General features: G+C 65.2%; 16 protein-coding genes. 10 read left to right on the forward strand and 6 right to left on the reverse strand.

What is annotated here, in order from left to right; genetic code table 11:
• The first annotated feature begins 29 nt into the window (after positions 1-29).
• From FMM02_RS04295 to FMM02_RS04325, 7 genes are all read left to right on the forward strand, one after another.
• Positions 30-1,364 carry a S41 family peptidase gene (locus FMM02_RS04295; protein ID WP_147493704.1) on the forward strand — a complete coding sequence of 445 codons (1,335 nt, stop codon included), beginning with the start codon at positions 30-32 and terminating at the stop codon, positions 1,362-1,364.
• Positions 1,364-1,855 carry a disulfide bond formation protein B gene (locus FMM02_RS04300; protein WP_147493705.1) on the forward strand — a complete coding sequence of 164 codons (492 nt, stop codon included), beginning with the start codon at positions 1,364-1,366 and terminating at the stop codon, positions 1,853-1,855. Before FMM02_RS04295 ends, FMM02_RS04300 begins: the two co-directional genes overlap by 1 nt.
• Before the next feature lie 44 nt (positions 1,856-1,899).
• Entirely contained in the window at positions 1,900-2,391 is a 492-nt protein-coding gene (locus tag FMM02_RS04305) for a demethoxyubiquinone hydroxylase family protein (protein ID WP_246104819.1), read from the forward strand.
• Between the two features lie 54 nt (positions 2,392-2,445).
• Positions 2,446-2,856: a hypothetical protein gene (locus tag FMM02_RS04310; protein ID WP_147493707.1), complete on the forward strand. Its 411-nt coding sequence runs from the start codon at positions 2,446-2,448 to the stop codon at positions 2,854-2,856.
• A 74-nt stretch (positions 2,857-2,930) separates the two neighbouring features.
• Entirely contained in the window at positions 2,931-4,172 is a 1,242-nt protein-coding gene (locus tag FMM02_RS04315) for a putative DNA modification/repair radical SAM protein (RefSeq protein WP_147493708.1), read from the forward strand.
• 33 nt (positions 4,173-4,205) lie between these two features.
• Complete coding sequence (locus tag FMM02_RS04320) at positions 4,206-4,709, forward strand: hemerythrin domain-containing protein (RefSeq protein ID WP_147493709.1); 504 nt, start codon at positions 4,206-4,208, stop codon at positions 4,707-4,709.
• A 2-nt stretch (positions 4,710-4,711) separates the two neighbouring features.
• Complete coding sequence (locus tag FMM02_RS04325; protein WP_147493710.1) at positions 4,712-6,178, forward strand: UdgX family uracil-DNA binding protein; 1,467 nt, start codon at positions 4,712-4,714, stop codon at positions 6,176-6,178.
• Here the strand turns inward: FMM02_RS04325 and FMM02_RS04330 are convergent.
• From FMM02_RS04330 to FMM02_RS04350, 5 genes are all read right to left on the reverse strand, one after another.
• Positions 6,175-8,274: a TonB-dependent receptor gene (locus tag FMM02_RS04330; protein WP_147493711.1), complete on the reverse strand. Its 2,100-nt coding sequence runs from the start codon at positions 8,272-8,274 to the stop codon at positions 6,175-6,177. The two genes, FMM02_RS04325 and FMM02_RS04330, sit on opposite strands and share 4 nt — an antisense overlap.
• A 119-nt stretch (positions 8,275-8,393) precedes the next feature.
• On the reverse strand, positions 8,394-9,734 hold the full coding sequence (locus FMM02_RS04335) for a cytochrome P450 (protein WP_147493712.1): 1,341 nt from the start codon (positions 9,732-9,734) through the stop codon (positions 8,394-8,396).
• The gene (gene smc, locus FMM02_RS04340) at positions 9,731-13,153 is read right to left on the reverse strand and encodes a chromosome segregation protein SMC (protein WP_147493713.1); all 3,423 of its coding nucleotides are present in this window, start codon (positions 13,151-13,153) and stop codon (positions 9,731-9,733) included. The genes FMM02_RS04335 and smc overlap by 4 nt, the downstream gene beginning before the upstream one ends.
• A 22-nt stretch (positions 13,154-13,175) precedes the next feature.
• Positions 13,176-13,922, reverse strand: a complete 747-nt coding sequence (locus FMM02_RS04345) for a DsbA family protein (RefSeq protein ID WP_187107843.1) — start codon at positions 13,920-13,922, stop codon at positions 13,176-13,178.
• A 5-nt stretch (positions 13,923-13,927) separates the two neighbouring features.
• Complete coding sequence (locus tag FMM02_RS04350; protein WP_246104820.1) at positions 13,928-14,479, reverse strand: DUF721 domain-containing protein; 552 nt, start codon at positions 14,477-14,479, stop codon at positions 13,928-13,930.
• A gap of 27 nt (positions 14,480-14,506) precedes the next feature.
• Here FMM02_RS04350 and FMM02_RS04355 point away from each other — a divergent pair, with 27 nt between their 5' ends.
• The 3 genes from FMM02_RS04355 to FMM02_RS04365 all read left to right on the forward strand — a co-directional run bounded on the left by FMM02_RS04355 (position 14,507) and on the right by FMM02_RS04365 (position 17,126).
• Positions 14,507-15,541, forward strand: coding sequence for an A/G-specific adenine glycosylase (locus FMM02_RS04355; protein WP_147493716.1), 1,035 nt, complete (start codon positions 14,507-14,509; stop codon positions 15,539-15,541).
• Positions 15,531-16,391 (forward strand): NAD(+) diphosphatase, encoded by an 861-nt coding sequence (gene nudC / locus FMM02_RS04360; protein WP_147493717.1) that lies wholly within the window; start codon positions 15,531-15,533, stop codon positions 16,389-16,391. The genes FMM02_RS04355 and nudC overlap by 11 nt, the downstream gene beginning before the upstream one ends.
• A 66-nt stretch (positions 16,392-16,457) precedes the next feature.
• A complete protein-coding gene (locus tag FMM02_RS04365; RefSeq protein WP_147493718.1) occupies positions 16,458-17,126 on the forward strand; it encodes a c-type cytochrome in 669 nt (222 codons plus the stop codon).
• A gap of 95 nt (positions 17,127-17,221) precedes the next feature.
• Here the strand turns inward: FMM02_RS04365 and FMM02_RS04370 are convergent, their stop codons facing one another.
• Positions 17,222-18,079, reverse strand: coding sequence for an LOG family protein (locus tag FMM02_RS04370; RefSeq protein WP_147493719.1), 858 nt, complete (start codon positions 18,077-18,079; stop codon positions 17,222-17,224).
• Positions 18,080-18,166: the final 87 nt, after the last annotated feature.

Consider the following 18,166-nt stretch of genomic DNA (forward strand, 5'->3'; position numbering starts at 1 on the left):
TGCCGGGCGACAAAGACAGGAACAAAGTAATGCAACGCCTCGCCAAGCTACTTCCGCCTCTCGCGCTGGTGGGCGCGCTCGCCTTGGTACCGGTCACGACGACGGCGATGGCCGCCGCGGAATCGAGCACCCAGAAAGAGCTGGAAACCTTCTTCGGCGTGTTCGAACGGGTTCGCGCCAATTATGTTGACAAGGTCGACGACCATACGCTGATCAAGGGCGCGATCGACGGGATGCTTGCCGCGCTCGATCCGCACAGCAGTTACGCCGAGGCTTCCGATTTCGTCCAGCTGCGCACCACCACCGAAGGCAATTACGGCGGATTGGGGATCAGCGTATCGACCGAAGACGGGGCGGTGAAGGTGATTACCGCGACCGAGGATACGCCCGCGGACCGCGCTGGGATCAAGCCGGGTGATTACATCACCCATATCAATGGCGAATTTCTCTACGGCTTTACGCTGGATGAGGCGGTCGAGAAGATGCGGGGCCGTCCCGGCACCGCGGTCAAGCTGACGATTGTCCGGCCGGGCCGCGACAAGCCGCTTGACCTGTCGCTGGTCCGCGAACGGATTGAACTCAAGCCGGTCAAGTGGGAGGTCAAGGACAATGTCGGCATCGTCAACGTCAACGGCTTTTCCGCCAACACCGGCGCGCTTACCCGTGAGGCGCTGGTAAGCATCGACAAGGCGACCGGCGGCAGGGCCCTGGGCTATATCGTCGACCTGCGCTCCAACCCGGGCGGGCTGCTCGACCAGGCCATCGAGGTTAGCGACGCGTTCCTCGAACAGGGAGAAATCGTCTCCGAACGCGGGCGCGAACCCAACGACATCGAACGATTTTACGCGAAGCCCGGCGACCTGACCAAGGGCAAGCCGGTGATCGTGCTGGTCGACGCGGGCTCGGCATCGGCCGCCGAGATTGTCGCGGGCGCGCTTCAGGACCATCGCCGGGCAGTCGTCATGGGCGAACGCAGCTTCGGCAAGGGATCGGTGCAAAGCGTGATCCAGACAGGGCCGCAATCGGCACTGCGACTGACCACCGCGCGCTATTACACCCCGTCGGGCAAGTCGGTTCAGGCGGGCGGGATCACCCCCGATATCAGCGTCCCGCAATTGAGCGACGAAGATTTCAAGACTCGCCGCGTGCTGCGCGAATCCGACCTTCGCCGCCATCTCGTCACTCAGGCGAAGATCAAGGACGAAGTGCTGGAAGACGATGAGCGGCCCGATCCGCGTTTTACTGCGACTGCGGCTGAACTTCAGAAGCAGGGCATCAAGGATTACCAGCTTCATTATGCGATCAATGCGCTGAAGCGGGCGGCGCCCCGGACCGTGAGCGTGGCCAAGACGGCGGGCCGCTGATGCTGGCACCGCCCCCGCCGAATTATTTGGCTTTATTGCGGAAGGCCCGGCTCCTGGCCTTGCTCGTCCCCGGCGGACTGCTTGGAGGCGCGCTCTTCTCCCAGTATGTTGGCGGCCTCCATCCGTGCGAGATGTGCTATTGGCAGCGCTGGCCACATGCCGCGGCGATGGTCATGGCGATCTGGGCCTTGCTGTCGCCTGCCGCGACGGGCCGCGCCCGGATGCTGGTGCTTGGCGCCGCACTGGCGATCGCGCTGTCGGGCGCAATCGGGGTTTTCCATGCCGGGGTCGAAGCCGGCCTTTGGGAAGGCGTTACCAGCTGTACAGCGACGGCCGCCTCCAGCCTCGACGACATCCTCAACACGCCGCTGATCCGCTGCGACCAGGTGCCATGGTCTTTCCTCGGCATTTCGATGGCCGGGTGGAACGCCATTTTGTCGCTTGGCGGCGCGACCATGATCGGCTGGCTTGCGCTGCGGAGGGCGACGTGACCGGCGGCTGGCGACCGGGTGACAGGCGGCCCGATCGAGACGCGATGCTTCGCGTCAACCAAGCCGGCGAATATGGCGCAACGCGCATTTACGCGGGTCAGCTGGCCGTGCTCGGCCGCTCCTCACCGGCAGCGCACCAGATCGCACGCATGGCGGCGCAGGAAGAAAGCCACCTTGCGCGCTTTAACCATCTCATGGCCGAGCGGCGGGTGCGTCCAACCGCGCTTCAGCCTTTGTGGAAAGTGGCCGGCTTCGCGCTTGGTGCGGCGACCGCGCTGATCAGCGAAAAGGCGGCAATGGCCTGCACCGACGCGGTCGAAACCGAGATCGACAGACATTATGCCGAGCAGCTTGCCGAGTTGGGCGAGGAGGATCCGGAGCTTGCTGCGGATATCGCCCAGTTCCAGGCGGAAGAGCTGGAACATCGCGAAACCGCGCGTGAACATGGCGCACAAGACGCGGTCGGCTATCCGCTTCTGACTGCCGCGATCCGGGCCGGCTGCCGGGTCGCGATCGAACTGTCCAAACGTATCTAAGGGAACCGGGAGCGCGGCTCGACCGCTTTGCCCCTGATAAAGGAAGCGTAACCGATGTCGAAACTGCCCTACCTTGCCTTCTCTGCCGCCGGGCTGGCCCTGGCCGTACCGGTGCTGATGGCTCCGGCGCCCGCGTTCGCCCAACGCGGCAGCGTCAGCGAAATCATCGTCTACGGTACTGATCCCTGCCCCCGCTCGACGGACGACGAAGTCGTAGTTTGCGCCCGCAAGCCTGAAAGCGAGCGCTATCGCATTCCGGAAAAGCTGCGCCAGGGCGGATCGCTTCAGTCGCGCCAGTCCTGGGCCAATCGCGCCATTGCGTTCGAAACCTACGGACGTACCGGAATCAACAGTTGCTCGCCGGTCGGACCGGCCGGCTTCACTGGCTGCACCCAGCAGCTGATCAACAAGGCGATGAAGGAACGGCGCGAAGAAGACGATGCCGCAACGGCCCCGGAGCAATAATCGGGCACTGCGCAAGAAAATCCCCTAAAAAGAAAGCGTTGGACAGCCGCACCTTGCGAACATAAAGTGAACGCATGGCGCAACTCGATACAAGGCAGAAATTGGCGATTCTCGCTGACGCCGCCAAATATGACGCGTCCTGCGCTTCGTCAGGATCGACCAGACGCGACAGCCGGGGCGGCAAAGGCGTCGGATCGACCGAGGGCATGGGGATCTGCCACGCCTATGCCCCCGACGGGCGCTGCATCAGCCTGCTCAAGATCCTGTTGACCAACAGCTGCATTTTCGACTGCCATTATTGCATCAACCGCAAGAGCTCGAACGTGCGCCGCGCCCGGTTCACGGTCGAAGAAGTCGTCCACCTCACTTTGTCCTTCTACAAGCGCAACTATATCGAGGGCCTGTTCCTTTCGAGCGGCATTATTCGCAGCAGCAATTACACGATGGAGCAATTGGTCGAGGTTGCCCGGCAGCTGCGCGACGTTCACGATTTTCGCGGCTATATCCACCTCAAGACGATCCCTGACGCCGACCCCGAACTGGTGCACCAGGCCGGGCTTTACGCCGATCGCGTATCCATCAATGTCGAGCTTCCGACCGAGGCCGGGCTTTCCCGGCTCGCCCCCGAAAAGGACGGGCGGCGGATCGAAGGCGCGATGCGGGACATGAAGGGCGCGATCGACGATGGGCGCGACGCTCGCCGCAAATACCGCAGCGCGCCAAAGTTCGCGCCGGGCGGTCAGTCGACGCAGATGATCGTCGGGGCAGACGAGGCGAGCGACGGCGACATCGTGGTCCGGGCAAGCCAGCTATACGACCGCTTCTCGCTTCGGCGCGTTTATTATAGCGCCTTTTCTCCAATCCCGGACGCCAGCGCGGTCCTGCCGCTGAAACGACCGCCTTTGCTGCGCGAACACAGGCTGTATCAATCCGACTGGTTGATCCGCTTTTACGGATTTAAGCCGAAGGAGGTCGTTGCTGCGACCGAAGACGGCATGTTGCCCCTCGACATCGATCCCAAGCTCGCCTGGGCGCTCAAGTTTCGCGAACAGTTTCCGGTGGACATCAATCGAGCCGGGCGCGAGCAATTGCTGCGAATCCCGGGGCTCGGCACCAAGGCCGTCGGCCGAATTCTCACAAGTCGTCGTTGGCGCAAGATAACGCTCGATGACGTCGCGAGGCTGACGGTCAGCATTGCCAGGGTGCGGCCCTTCATCGTCACGGCCGACTGGCGGCCGACCTTGCTAACCGATCGCGCCGATCTGCGCACCCTCGTCGCTCCACGCGAACAGCAATTGAACCTCTTCGCTGCCTGAACCGTTTCGCCGGCACGAAGGAGGAGAAGCGCGATGGATATTTTCGAGCGGCTTAAACAGGATCACAACCGGCACCGCGAACTGATCGACAAGATCAAGGCAACCAGCGGCGACAGCGAGGAACGGCGTACGCTGTTCGAACAGTTCAAGACCGATGCCATGGCCCATGCCGCGGCGGAGGAAGGCACGCTTTACGCAACGATGATGGAGGATCCCGAGATCCGCCAGGACGCGCAGCACAGCGTCAAGGAACATGCCGATATCGGCATGTTGTTCGTCGAACTGGATGAAATGGACATGAGCTCATCGGGCTGGCTCAACAAGTTCAACAGCCTTGCCGACGAATATGCCCACCATATTGACGAGGAAGAAGAGGAGAAATTCGCCAAGGCCCAAGAAGAAATCGACGAGGCCACGGCGGAGCGATTGGCGAGCGTGTTCGAGGAGCGCAAGCCGGTCGAGGTTGAGCGGGTTGTCGAAGGCAAGGATGTCGACGAGATCAAGCACGCCATCGCGGAAGAGGAAGGCAGCAAATAGTCATGCCATCGTCGGAGCCGACACTCGGGGCCTATCAGGTCCGCCTGTCGGCCCCCGACGATTTCGACGGCTGGCGTGCCGCCGCGCGCGGACTGGCGGAGGCGGGTGTGCCGGCCGCTGCCGTCAGTTGGGCGGTAGAGGGCGAGGGCGGCGACCTGTTCGCCCTTGGGGCGCCGCCTCCCCCGCTGCGCCCCCCTGGATTCGCCGTCCCGCGCGAATTCCTGAGTCTCGCCGAGGCCGCCATTTGTCACCGCAACCCCGAACGTTTTGCGCTGCTTTACATGCTCCTGCTCAGGTTGCGGGAAAACCGCAATGCGCTGGAGGACCGGGCGGACCCCCTGGTCGACCGGCTCGATGCGATGGCAAAGGAAGTACGGCGGGACGCGCACAAGATGCATGCCTTCGTGCGCTTCCGCGAAGTCGAGGACAGCGAAGGCGCCCGGTTCGTCGCCTGGTTTGAACCCGATCACCATATCGTCCGGCGTGAAGCGGGATTTTTCCAGCGCCGCTTCTCCAATATGCGCTGGTCGATTCTGACCCCCGAGCTGACCATCCACTGGGATGGCCGGGAGCTTAGCGAGGGACCAGGAGCGAGCCAGGCCGAGGCGCCGGACGGAGACCCGGTCGAGGCCATATGGCAGACCTATTATGCCAGCATTTTCAATCCCGCCCGGGTCAAGGTGAAAGCCATGACGAAGGAAATGCCCAAAAAATATTGGCGCAACATGCCGGAGACCGCGCTTATCAGCGGGCTGCTGGCCGGCGCTCAGGCCCGGGAGGCAGCGATGATCGACTTAAGCCGCCATAAAGGCCCCGCCCAGCCGGTAGCCGACCGGCCTTCGCCATCAGGCGCGGGCAGCAACCTTGCCGCCGCCTGGCAGGCGCTCAAGGCCGACGCGCTTCGGTGCACTCGCTGCGACCTTTACCGCTGCGCGACGCAGACAGTGTTCGGAGAAGGCCCGCTCAATGCTTCAATCTTGTTCCTGGGAGAACAGCCGGGCGACCAGGAAGACCTGGCTGGCCGCCCCTTTGTCGGCCCGGCCGGGGAGCTGTTCAACGCGGCGCTTGCCGAGGCGGGGATCGACCGGGAGCGGGCCTATGTCACCAACGCGGTCAAACATTTCAAATTCGTCCAGCGCGGCAAGAGGCGCGTGCACAGCAAGCCGGACGCGGGTGAGATCGAGGCCTGCCGCTGGTGGCTGGAACAGGAGCGCGAGCTTATCCGGCCGCCGCTGACGGTGGCACTTGGGGCGACCGCGGCCCGATCATTGTTCGGCAAGGCCGTGACCATCCGCGCAATGCGCGGCTCCCCGCATGCGCTGGCAGACGGCAGCGAATGCTGGGTAACGGTCCACCCCAGCTTCCTTCTCCGCCTGCCCGGCGAGGAGGCCAGGGCCAGCGAGCGGCAGCGCTTCGTTGATGACCTCAGCAGAGTCCGCGACCGCGCCGCCGAGCTTGCCGGGCGCTAGATTCCGAAGCGCAGCGTCGCCCGCACCGTGCGCGGCGCTCCCGGGGTGATATTATTGTCGTTATGGGCGTTGGCGTAATAGTCCTCGCCAAGCAGGTTCTCGACATTCACCTGCACGCCCAGCCGGTCGCTGAGCGTGAAATACCCGGCCGCGTCGACGCGGGTATAGGCCGGAAGCACGACCGCATTGCTGATCGACGCGAAGCTACGTGACTGGTGATAGACCCCCAGTCCCGCGCCGAACCGATCGCTGAAATCATAACGGCCCCACAGCGACGCCTGGAATTCGGGCACCAGCGGCGCTTCGCGGCCAATCATCGCCGCGACCGCGCTCTTGCGAATTTCGACGTCCTGGATCGCGATCCCGCCGCTGACCGACAGGCGCCGCGTGACGTCGCCGCGCACTTCAAGCTCGACACCTTTGCTGCGCTGTTCGCCGGTCAGGACCGTTTCGAGCGTCAGCGGGTCCGTCTCCCGGGTATTGGTGCGGTCCAGCCGATAGGCGGCGAGCGTCACGTCGAGACCGGGCATCGGCTGCCACTTTGCCCCGACCTCCAGGTTGGTGAACCGCTCCGGCTTGAGCGCGGCCAAGGTGACATCGAGCGCGTTGAACTGGTCACCCGACTGCGGGAGGAAGCTTCGGGCGAAGCTGGCGTAAAAGCTCAAGGCTTCAATGGGCTTGAGCACCAGGCCGAGCCGCGGCGACCATAGCCGGTCCTTGCGCGCGAACGACCGGTCGGTGACCAGATTGTCGATCTTGAGGTCGAACCAGTCGCGGCGGAGTCCGGCGATGATCTCCACATGATCGCCCAGCTTGACCTGGTCTTGGACATAGATGCCGATCGCCCGGACGTCCGACCGAACCGAACGGTTGCCGCTGCCGTCGCGAAAGCTGATCGGCGGCACCGCGATTCGCTCGCCGAGCAGCACGTCGGTGCGGCGGCCGCCGTTGCTGGTGGCGACGCCCGAATCAAAGAAGCCGTTGATCCGCTGGTTGCGGCTCTGCTGGTCGGCGAAATCGGCGCCCAGCAATAGGGTATGGCGCAACGGCCCTGTCGCGAAGTCCGCGACCAGATCGTTTTGCAGGAGGATATTCTCGCGCCGGGTCGGGTCGCGATAGGCCTCGATGGCAACGACATCCACTCCGCCGACGCTCCGTGCCGGTCCCGCCGCATAGGCGTTCTGGTACAATTTGTCGTAATCGCCATAGAGCGCCTTCGACGAAAGTCGGAGCTGGTCGTTGAAACGATGTTCGAGGCCGATCCGGAAGACCTTGGCAGTGAAGCGGCTGCGATTGACCTGCGAGTCGCCGAAAAAGGTCTCGTCAAATCCGTCGAGCGGACGTGCCGGGTCGTCGATATTCGCTGCCGCGCGGCCGCGAATGTCGGACGGGACGCCCCGGTCGATCACGCGCCGGTCGCGCGCATATTCAAAACCAAGGTCGATGCGGGTGTCAGGCGTCGCCTGGATTGCAATAGTCGGATTGAGCGCGAAGCGATGCCCTTCATAGACATCGCGGAAATTGTCGAACTCCTCATAGACTCCGTTCACTCGGCCATCGATTACGCGACCAAGCGGCATGTTGGCGTCGCCCTCGACGTACCAAGCGCCTTCCAGGTCGGCGGAAACCGCGCCGCGGGCAAAGTGGCCGTCGGTCGCGCGTTTGGATACGCGGTTAACGACCCCGCCGCCGCCGCCACGGCCGAAGATCATTGCATTGGGGCCCTTAAGCACCTCGACCCTCTCGAGGTTGTAGAGGCCGCGATAATATTGGACGTCGTCCCGAAACCCATCGACAAAGAAGTCAGCGGTCGAATTGTTGCCGCGCAGCACGATCTGGTCGCGGTGCCCTTCGCCCTGCGCGCCAAGCGTTCCCGGAACATAGCGCAGCACATCACCGACCGACCGCAAGGACTGGTCGGCAATCTGCTGGGCGGTGATCACGCTGATCGATTGCGGGACGTCTTCCAGCGGCGTGTCGGTCTTGGTCGCTGTTGAAGTGCTCGTCACGCCATAAACGCCGCGTTCGCCGATGACGATGATGTCATGCCCGTCAGCTTCAATCAAAGTTTCGGCCGCCACGGCCGGAGCGGTCATGACGGTGGAAGCAAGCAAGGCAACGAACGGCGCACGTAACATCGACAAATTCCCCTTTACCCCGAAGCGGGCCTGAGGAAGCGCCTAGCGTTAATGATAGTCATTCGCAATAGCGAACTTCAGCGTCTTTGTTCCAGCTTCAATATGAGGCCGCCCTTGGGCCGCAAGGTCACCATTCCGCCAGGCTCCACGGGGCGGCCCAAGCTGACGAATTTCCAACGGCGCAGCCAGTGTGCAAGGAGGGTCAAGGCTTCGATCGTTGCGAATTGGGCCCCGACACAGGTCCGTGGCCCCCCACCGAACGGAAGATATTGGAAACGGTGGCGCCCGGCCTTCGCCTCGAACCGATCGATCCGGAATGTATCGGGCTCGTCCCACAACTTGCGATGGCGGTGGATCAGCCAAGGCCATATCGACACGATGTCGCCCGGCTTGACGTCCCATTCTCCCAGGCGCGCTGGTTCGATCGCCTGTCGATCGAACCGCGGCACGGGCGGATAGAGGCGCATCGATTCCATTAGCGCCCGGCGCAGCAGCGAAAGGCCATCGATGGTTGCCCGGCCACCGCCATCCAGTGCGGCTGTCGCTTCCTCGGCCAACTGCTCCTGCAACTCCGGCTGCTCCGCCAGCAGGAACAAGGTCCAGGTCAGCGCATTGGCGGTGGTTTCATGGCCAGCCAGATAGAAAGTCGCCGCATTGTCGATAGCCAATGCCCGGGCCTGCTCATCGGGGAAGCGCTCACGCAATGCCGTCACCACACCGGTCAGAAAGTCGTCGGCAACGCGGCCATGCCAGCGATCATCGACCACTTCGGACAAGGTGCGGCGGAGGAAGATCTGGCCGCGCTGACCCGCGCGTCCCCTGGCGGTCAGCGGGAATTGCGGCAGGCGCAGCAGCGCCAGCATCCGCGCTTCGGAAAAGCCTTCGATAGCCGCCGCGATATGGGCCATAGACGTGTCGGAAATCAGTCGCGGGTCGCCGCCGAACAGCGCCAGGGCGATGACCGTCATCGTGGTCCGCGTGGCTTCCGCGGCCATATCGACCAGTTGCCCGTCGTTCCACCCGTCCATCGCCCGGTTCGCGGCCTCGATGAACCGATCGCGCTGGGTTTCGACCGCGCCCGGCGCGAAGCTGGCGGCGACGATCCGCCGCTGCTCGCGCCACAGCTCGCCATCGCTGGTTAGCAGCCCGTGGCCGATAATCGGATGAAGCAGCTCATGGACGATATCCGGCTTGGCGTAGTTGGCGGCCTCCTCGAGCAGCACTTGCTGGACATGGTCGGGGTCGAGCAGCACATGGACGGTAAAGCCGAGAATGCGCCGCTTGATATGGTCGGTTTCGAAGGCCCGCTCGGACCAGCCGTATACGGAGCTTCGCGCCCGCTCCCCGAAAAAGCCGCGCCAGCCCGCGACCGGCCTTGGCGGCCGCGGCGGATGGGGCGGGATGAAGGGCCGGGTCACTCCGCGGCCAGCAGCTCTTCCGCCCCGCCAAGGTCGACCGACACGAGCCGGCTGACCCCGCGCTCGATCATGGTCACGCCGTAAAGGCGATGCATCCGGCTCATTGTTACCGCATTATGAGTGACGATGAGGTAGCGGGTGTCGGTTTCACCGGTCATCCGGTCGAGCAAGTCACAGAAACGGTCGACATTGGCATCATCGAGCGGGGCGTCGACCTCGTCGAGCACGCAGATCGGCGCCGGATTGGTCAGGAACAGGGCGAAGATCAACGCAACCGCGGTCAGCGCCTGTTCGCCGCCCGACAAAAGGGTCAGCGTCGACAATCGCTTGCCGGGCGGCTGGGCCATGATCTCCAGTCCTGCCTCGAGCGGATCGTCGCTTTCAACGAGTTCGAGATGGGCCTGGCCGCCGTCGAAAAGGGTGGTGAACAGACTGCCGAAATGCGAATTGACCTTTTCGAACGCGTCGACCAGCCGGATGCGACCTTCGCGATTGAGGCTGCCGATCGATCCACGAAGGCGCAGGACCGCTTGTGCAAGCTCATCTTTTTCTGCGATATTGGCCTCCCGGCTGGTGTCGAGTTCGGCCAGTTCCTGCTCGGCGACAAGGTTGACCGGGCCGATCCGCTCACGGTCGGCAGTCAGCCGGTCGAGACTGTCCTTCTCCGCCTCCGGATCAGCGAAGTCGTCGGCGGCAAAGCCCAAGCGTTCGGGCAAAAGCGGCGGCGGACATTGAAATTTTTCGCCGCAGATGCGGGCATATTCCTGCCGCCGCCCGGCCTGTGCCTCGGCCCGGGCCGCGGCGCCGGCACGGGCCTCGCGCGCCGCCGCAAAGGCTTCGCCGGCCTCCGCCAGCGCCCGCCCGGCGATCGTGACCGCTTCCTGCGCGTTCCGCTCGGCCTCCAATGTCTCTGCAATGCGCGCCTCGCTGGTCGCGCCCTGCTGTTCAAGGCGTTCGATTTCGATAGCATGGCGGTCGGGCTGGTCGGCGAGCTCCTCCTGCTCCTCCTCCATCGCCATCGCACGCGACGCGGTTTCCGCCAGTCGCCGCTCGGCCTGCAACGCGCGGGTACGCCATTCTCCCGATTCCCGCCCCGCGGCGGCATGGCGCTCGCGGTCAGCGGCGGTCTCGCGGGCGCGGGTGGCGGAACGGGCCCGACAGTCCGCCACCGCTTCACCAGCCTGGGCAGCAGCCGCGCGCGCGGCGCCGACCTCGTCGCCCAGCGTATCCGGGTCGGGCAGCGCGGCAAGCGCCGCCATCGCCTCGTCGACCGCGCGCCGCGCGGCCTCGGCAAGCGGTGCAAGGTCGGTCTTGCGCTCTTCCAGTCCGGCGCGCTGGGCGTCGAGCCGCTCCAGGGCTGCCGCGGCGCTATCCCCCGCCCGCGCGGCGTCACGGCCCGTTCGTTCCGCCATTGCAGCATCGGCCCGTGCCCGCTCGGCCTGCTGGCGATGGGCTTCGACAGCCGCCGCCGCCCCGTCGCGAACACCCTCGGCGTCACGGACCACCTGCTGCAATGGCGGCAAGCTTCGGTCGATCTCCGCCAGCCGGTTGGCGCGCAGCAACCGCTCAGCCGCCGCTGCGCCGCCGCCTTCGCTGACGAATCCGTCCCAGCGGCGCAGGACGCCGTCGCGAGTCACGAGGCGCTGACCAACGGCAAGGGGCTGCCCTTCGTCGTTTTCGGCCATGCCGACCTGCGCGAGCCGCCGATGCAGCGCTTTGGGCGCGTCGACATGATCGAGCAGCCGGGTAAGTCCCGGCGCCAGCGGCGGATCCGATGCCGAGGCTTCGCTTCCTTGCCAACGGCGTTGGCCCTTGTCGCCGAGCACCGCCTCGATATCCTCGCCAAGCGCCGCCGCCAGGGCCAGCTCATAGCCTGGCGCGGCTCGTAGTTCGGCCAATGCCGCGCCGCCGCCATGATCGAGCGCACGGGCCAGCGCGTCGCGCTCCGCATTTGCCGCGCTCAGCGCCGCCCGGGCAGCCGCAAGTGCGCTCTCTGCCTCGTCACGGGTCGCGGCGGCCGCAGCGCGCTGGGCCTCCGCCTCGTCCAGCGCCGCTTCGGCCCTGACCAATTCCTGCTCGGACTGCTTCGATTGCCGTGACGCCTGCGCGATTGCCGCACGTTCGATCGCGCCGTCACCGACATTGCCAAGCTGGCTTGCAAGTCGTTCGGCTTCCGCCTCGACCCGGCCCCACTGCGATCGTGCCGCCTCCAGCGCTGCGTCGGCAACTCGCCGCTCCGCGCGCATAGCGGCCTCGCGGGCCAGCAATCCGGCCAGCGCCGCTTCAGCCTCGCGCGAGGCCGCTTCGGCCGCGGTCAGTTCAGTGGCGATTCGGGCCGCGACCGTTTCCGCGTCGGCCAGCCTTTCCTCGATCGTCTTGCGTTCCTGGTCGAGCGCTTCGATCGCCCGCGCCGCATCGGCCTTGAGAGCTACCTCGCGCGCGGTTTCCGCCGAAAGCGCCTCGGCCAGCCGGACCAGTTCCGCGAGCCGGCGCACCACCGTGTCGCGCCTGGCCCGTGCCGTCGCCAACTCATGCGCCAGCGTTCGTCCGGTGTCGCGCGCCGCGATCGCGGCCTCGCGCCGCTCCGCAAGCGCCGCCGCCGCCTGTTCCTGGAGCGACTGGGCCGCCTGCATCGCTTCGCCCAGCCGATGGACTTCGCGCTCGCATGCCCTGGCTTCTTCCAAAGCCGCGACTGCTGCTCGGTCGGCTTCATGCCAGCGAGCGTAGACCAGTCGGCCCTCGGCCAGCCGGATTTTGTCGCTCAGCGCGCGATAGCGTTCGGCGGCGCGCGCCTGCCTGCGCAGCGCGGACGCGCGCGCTTCCTGGTCGCTCAGCAGTTCATCGAGCCGCTGGAGGTTCGCCTCCGTCGCGCGAAGCTTGGCCTCGGCGTCCTTGCGCCGCGCATGGAGGCCCGAAATGCCGGCCGCCTCCTCCAGCATCATCCGCCGTTCCACGGGCTTGGCGGCAATCACTGCGCCAATGCGGCCTTGGCTGACCAGCGCGGGCGAATGAGCGCCGGTCGCCGCGTCGGCGAACAGCAGCGACACATCCTTCTGCCGCACGTCGCGTCCGTCTAGCCGGTAGGCGGAGCCCGCGCCGCGCTCGATCCGGCGGGTGACCTCGCTTTCGGTCGCGAGGTCTGAACCGCCCTCGCCCGCTTCGTGCTCGATCAGCAGCGAGACTTCGGCGAAGTCGCGAGGTGGACGGGTGGCGGTTCCGGCGAAGATGACGTCTTCCATCCCGCCGCCGCGCAACGACTTGGGCGAGCCTTCGCCCATCACCCAGCGGATCGCTTCGAGCAGGTTGGATTTGCCGCAACCATTGGGGCCGACGACTCCCGTCAGCCCCGGCTCGATCCTTAACTCGGCGGGTTCGACGAAGCTTTTGAAGCCGCTGAGTTTCAGTCGGCGGAAGCGCAAATCATCTACCCCCCAGCGCCCATCAGTCGGCCAGCGCTTCCTTGATCTTCGGTTCCAGCTGGGCCCATGCCGCAGTGCTTTCGACCAGCTTTCCGTTGATGAGGAAGGATGGCGTGCCCGGAATATTGTGATTGGAAGCCGCGTCGCTGTTCATCTGAACGAGCGTGTTGATTTCCGCTTCGTTGGACAGGCACTGATCGGCCTTGGCGCGGGGCACGCCGCGCATCGCCGCGAACTGCTTGAGGTTGGCAAGGTCGGCGATGGTCGAGAATTGCTGCGCCGGCGGCATCGACTGAAGCGCGCCAAGTTGCGCTTCCGATGCTTTCTGCAACTCGCCCATCCAATTACGTTGCTCGGCGAACAAGCTGCGGGTCATGCCGAAATAATTGGCTTCGCCGCCGCAGCGCGCGAGCAGCGTCGCGGTCATGTCGAACGGGTCGCGGACGAAATTTCGAAGCTCCCAGGACACCAGTCCCTTCTTCACATAATTGTCGACCAGCGGCTTGGCCCCCTCCTCTTCGAACGTGGCACAGTGCGGGCAAGTCATCGACGCAAACTCGACAAGTTTCACCTTGGCGTCAGGATTGCCCATGATGAAGCCGCCGTCGGACGTCTTGCGGATGATCGTCGACCAGTCGCCGTTGTTCGGAGCGACAACCGGCTCTGCCGTGACCTCCGGTCCAGTGCCGCCAGCGGTATTGCCCTCGGTGCCGCCACAAGCGGTGGCAAGCAGCGCCGTGGAGGCGACGATCAAGGTAGAAAGCTTCATGGGGTTCATTTGCTCCGGATGGTGGGAATGGGGATATCGGTCAGGCGCTGCACCTGCGGTGCGCCGCTCGACCCGGCCAGGCTGGATGCAAGCGATTCGAGACAGGCGCGAAGTTCGGGGTCGGCGATCTGGCGAAGGCCTACCCCCAATTCGGCCGGGACCGGCGCAGACGCCGGGCGCTGCGGAGGCGCGGCCGGCCTGGCCACCCGGCCCTGGCGATAGGCGATCTTGGCAATGGCCTCATAGCCGAAGAACCGGTTGACCCGTTCAATGACCAGGGGGCCGAGGTGCTGCATCAACGGCGCATGGGCGCCCTCGACGGTCAGGGTCAGCGTTCCGCCGGACTTGCGGCCGGCCGGGAAACGGATCGATTCGGGCGCGGAAACGCGGGCGTAGCGTTCGCCGACGATTTCGCCCCAGCGGCTTACCACGGCGCCCTGGACGAACCCGAACCGCTTGAAACTCGTCCCGGCGATGTCGCCGACAAGGTCGCCTGCGGCCTTGGCATAGCCGCGGCGGTTGTCATTCTTGGATTCGGGACGTTGGGACTTCGCCATCGCGCTGGACCATGCCATAGCGATTTCATGCCCGCCAGTGCCGCATCGCAGCTTGTCGACCCTCGCGGCGCAACTGGCCGGCTGCTTGCCCATTATGATGCCCATGCCCGGCCACTGCCATGGCGAAGCCCGCCCGGAAGTCCGCCGCCGCATCCCTACCTCGTCTGGTTGAGCGAAGTGATGCTTCAGCAAACCACGGTAGCCAGCGTGGAACCACGCTTTCATCGATTCGTCGCGCGGTGGCCGACGCTGCAATCGCTGGCAGAGGCACCCGAGGAGCAGATCTTCGCGGAGTGGGCAGGGCTCGGCTATTATGCGCGCGCCCGCAATCTCATCGCCTGCGCCCGCCAGGTCGCCGAGCGTGGAGGCTTCCCGACGCATGAGGCCGAACTTCGCAAGCTGCCCGGTCTGGGCGCCTACACCGCCGCCGCCATTGCTGCGATTGCCTTTGGCCGGCGGGCCGTGGTCATCGACACCAATGTTGCCCGGGTAATCGCGCGCCTGCATGCCCTCGACCGGCCATTGGCAGCGCTTGGTCCCGACATTCGCCGGCTTGCCGACTCCCTGACGCCGGACGATCGCCCTGGCGATTTCGCTCAGGCCATGATGGACCTTGGCGCGACCCTCTGCCGCCCGCGAAGCCCCGGCTGCGCAGCCTGTCCGCTGTCCGCCGATTGCCGGGCCTTTGCCCGTGGCGAGCCTCAGCGCTTCCCGGCGCCCGCGCCAAAACGAGCGCCGCGCCAGCGCTTCGGCACGGCATGGTGGATCGAACGGGCCGGATCGGTGTGGCTGGTACGCAGGCCGAAGCACGGCCTGCTCGGGGGAATGGCGGCGCTGCCCGGGACGGAATGGGGCGAGCAGGGCCCTCCAGGCGGGAGCGGACCGGTGATCCGCCATGCCTTCACCCACTTCGCGCTCGATCTGCGAGTCGCCACCGCCTCCGAGCCCGTGGGCGAGGGCTGGTGGCAGCCAGTCGCCCGGCTTGGCGAGGCGGGCTTGCCGACCCTCTATATGAAAGCTGCCGAGGCGATCCTCGCCGGCCGGATTCGCGATGCGGCTTAGACCCTTTTTTTCGGGAGGCGGTCTCGACCGCGCTGACCATTTGCGCACGGACCCAGCCGCGATCGGTCGGCTTTGCGCCGATTCGGGCGCACTCGAATTGGTGTGGGAAAATGGCGCCCCGGCGATCGACGCCATGGGCCGGCTTTGCTGGCAGCCGGTCAGCGGCAGTCCGCCACTGCTCCTCGGCTTGAACGATCATCATCCCCGACTGTGCGCGCTGCCTGAGGACAATGGCCCAATCGACGCGCGCACGCACATTCAACTGCTGACGCTGCTTGCAGCCGAGGACTCGCCGACCTTCGCGGCCGCTCTCAGCTTGGCCCAATGGCACGGCCGTCACCGTTTCTGTTCGAATTGCGGACAATCGACCGAGCCCAACCGTTGCGGCTGGTCGCGAGCGTGCACCGGCTGCGGGGCCGAACATTATCCTCGCGTCGACCCGGTCGTCATCATGATCGCCGAACATGATGGACGCCTGCTTCTGGGCCGCCAGCCCAGCTACCCGCCGGGTCGCTTTTCGGCACTGGCGGGATTCGTCGAGCCGGGCGAATCGCTGGAGGCCGCTGTCGCGCGCGAACTGCAGGAAGAAGCCGGGATTGCGGTCGGCGAGGTTCGCTACCTTACCAGCCAGCCCTGGCCCTTCCCTTCCTCGTTGATGGTCGGCGCATGGGCGTCAGCACAAAGCGATTCGCTGACTATCGATACTAACGAGTTGGACGACGCCCGCTGGTTCAGCCGCGCCGAGGTGGTCCAGGCTCTTTCGGGCGATCCAGATGCGCCCTTCCTCCCGCCGCCTGCCGCGGCAATCGCGCGGACCTTGCTCGAAGCTTGGGTCGACGGCTTGATGTGAGGGCATGCGCGTCTTAAAGGGCTGCACCGAATTCAACCATTTCTCGGCTAGGCCGAACGGGGTTTCATGAACGACCGCAACAACACCATCGCCGGCTGGGTCCTGTTCGCCGGTATCGTCGCACTCGGCGCATCGATCGTTACCGGTGAGATGTATAAGGGCGAGCGGCCGGAAACGATGGGCTATCCGATCGAGGGCGTGGTCGAGGAAGGTGCCGGCGGCGAAGCGGAAAAGCCGATCGCCTTCTTCCTGCAAACCGCCGACGCGGCCAAGGGCGAAGCGCAATTCAAGAAGTGCGCGGCCTGCCACACCATCGACGCTGGCGGCGCCAACGGCATCGGCCCGGCGCTTTTTGGAACGCTGGGCAAGCCGATCGCTGGCCACGCCGGTTTCGCATATTCGGACGCATTGAAGGGCGTTGGCGGCACCTGGGGTTGGGATAACATGTCGGCATGGCTGGCCAATCCGAAGCGGTTCGCGCCGGGCACCAAGATGGCGTTCGCCGGCCTTTCCAACCCGCAGGATCGCGCCGACCTGCTGCTATTCCTAAATTCCAAGGGCGGCACGCTGACCGTTCCGCCGCCGCCCGCCGAGGATGCCCCCGCCGCCGGCGAGGATGCCGCGAAGGCCGATGCCGAAGCCAGCTCGACCGCCGAGAAAGCCGAAGACGTCCCGGTCGTTCCGGGCGCCGAGGAAGGCCGCGGCAAGGGCGACGCCGACGCGCAGGGCCGCTAAGGCACTAGCCAGATAAAGTTCAGGCGGCAGCCAGGAGTTTTCCCGGCCGCCGCCTTTGTTCTGATTGCCGAGGCCGGACACGTCGTTCCGCCCGTTTAGCACTCATAATGTTCGCAGACCGCTTCCCATGCCTGTTCGGCGGTCTCGCACCAGGTGATGAGATCCAGGTCATGTGGGCTGATAACGCCTTCTTCAGCTAGTCCCTTGAAGTCGACCACCCGCTCCCAGAATTGCTTGCCGAACAACAGGATGGGCAGCGGCCGCACCTTGCCGGTCTGGATCAGGGTCAGTAGCTCGAACATCTCGTCGAAGGTGCCGAAGCCACCCGGGAACACCGCCACGGCGCGCGCGCGGAGCAGGAAGTGCATCTTGCGCAGCGCGAAATAGTGGAACTGGAATGACAAGTCCGGCGTCACGAAAGTGTTTGGCAGCTGCTCATGCGGCAGGACGATATTTAGGCCGATCGATTCCTTGCCTTCGTCGCAGGCGCCGCGGTTTGCGGCCTCCATGAACGAAGGCCCCCCGCCCGACGTCACCACGAAATGCCGCTTGCCGTCCTCGTCTACCGGAAAGCGGCTAGCGATCCGCGCAAGCTTGCGCGCTTCGTCATAATAATGCGCCTTGGCTACCAGCCGCTCGGCGACCGTCCGGTCCCAGTCGGTCCGCGCTTTTTCGAGAAGCGCCTGTGCCTTGGCCGGTTCTGGAACCCGCGCCGATCCGTAGAAGACGAAGGTCGAGGCGATATTCGCCTCGTTCATCAGCAATTCGGGCTTCAGCAGTTCAAGCTGGAAGCGAACCGGACGAAGGTCGTCACGAAGCAGGAAGTCGGTGTCCTGGAACGCCAGCTTATAGGCTTCGCTCTCGGTCTGCGGAGAGCTTGGCACATGTTTTGCGGCCCGGGCGTCGGTGCTTGCTTCGGGGAAAATACGTTTGGGTGGTTTGGGATCGGTCATTGCGGAAGCGGCCTTAGCGGCGAGTGCTCCCCGCGACTAGTCCTGAGGCGGTCGCCTCGTCGGGACCGCCCCGGACGCCGCAGCGAA

Source organism: Sphingomonas xanthus (genome assembly GCF_007998985.1).
Taxonomy (GTDB): domain Bacteria; phylum Pseudomonadota; class Alphaproteobacteria; order Sphingomonadales; family Sphingomonadaceae; genus Sphingomicrobium; species Sphingomicrobium xanthum.

Excerpts from the sequence above, each read along its gene's own strand:
- FMM02_RS04295 (WP_147493704.1), top strand. The coding sequence starts at position 30 with ATGCAACGCCTCGCCAAGCTACTTCCGCCTCTCGCGCTGGTGGGCGCG.
- FMM02_RS04300 (WP_147493705.1), top strand. The coding sequence starts at position 1,364 with ATGCTGGCACCGCCCCCGCCGAATTATTTGGCTTTATTGCGGAAGGCC.
- FMM02_RS04305 (WP_246104819.1), top strand. The coding sequence starts at position 1,900 with ATGCTTCGCGTCAACCAAGCCGGCGAATATGGCGCAACGCGCATTTAC.
- FMM02_RS04310 (WP_147493707.1), top strand. The coding sequence starts at position 2,446 with ATGTCGAAACTGCCCTACCTTGCCTTCTCTGCCGCCGGGCTGGCCCTG.
- FMM02_RS04315 (WP_147493708.1), top strand. The coding sequence starts at position 2,931 with ATGGCGCAACTCGATACAAGGCAGAAATTGGCGATTCTCGCTGACGCC.
- FMM02_RS04320 (WP_147493709.1), top strand. The coding sequence starts at position 4,206 with ATGGATATTTTCGAGCGGCTTAAACAGGATCACAACCGGCACCGCGAA.
- FMM02_RS04325 (WP_147493710.1), top strand. The coding sequence starts at position 4,712 with ATGCCATCGTCGGAGCCGACACTCGGGGCCTATCAGGTCCGCCTGTCG.
- FMM02_RS04330 (WP_147493711.1), bottom strand. The coding sequence starts at position 8,274 with ATGACCGCTCCGGCCGTGGCGGCCGAAACTTTGATTGAAGCTGACGGG.
- FMM02_RS04345 (WP_187107843.1), bottom strand. The coding sequence starts at position 13,922 with ATGAAGCTTTCTACCTTGATCGTCGCCTCCACGGCGCTGCTTGCCACC.
- FMM02_RS04350 (WP_246104820.1), bottom strand. The coding sequence starts at position 14,479 with ATGGCGAAGTCCCAACGTCCCGAATCCAAGAATGACAACCGCCGCGGC.
- FMM02_RS04355 (WP_147493716.1), top strand. The coding sequence starts at position 14,507 with ATGCCCGCCAGTGCCGCATCGCAGCTTGTCGACCCTCGCGGCGCAACT.
- nudC (WP_147493717.1), top strand. The coding sequence starts at position 15,531 with ATGCGGCTTAGACCCTTTTTTTCGGGAGGCGGTCTCGACCGCGCTGAC.
- FMM02_RS04365 (WP_147493718.1), top strand. The coding sequence starts at position 16,458 with ATGAACGACCGCAACAACACCATCGCCGGCTGGGTCCTGTTCGCCGGT.
- FMM02_RS04370 (WP_147493719.1), bottom strand. The coding sequence starts at position 18,079 with ATGACCGATCCCAAACCACCCAAACGTATTTTCCCCGAAGCAAGCACC.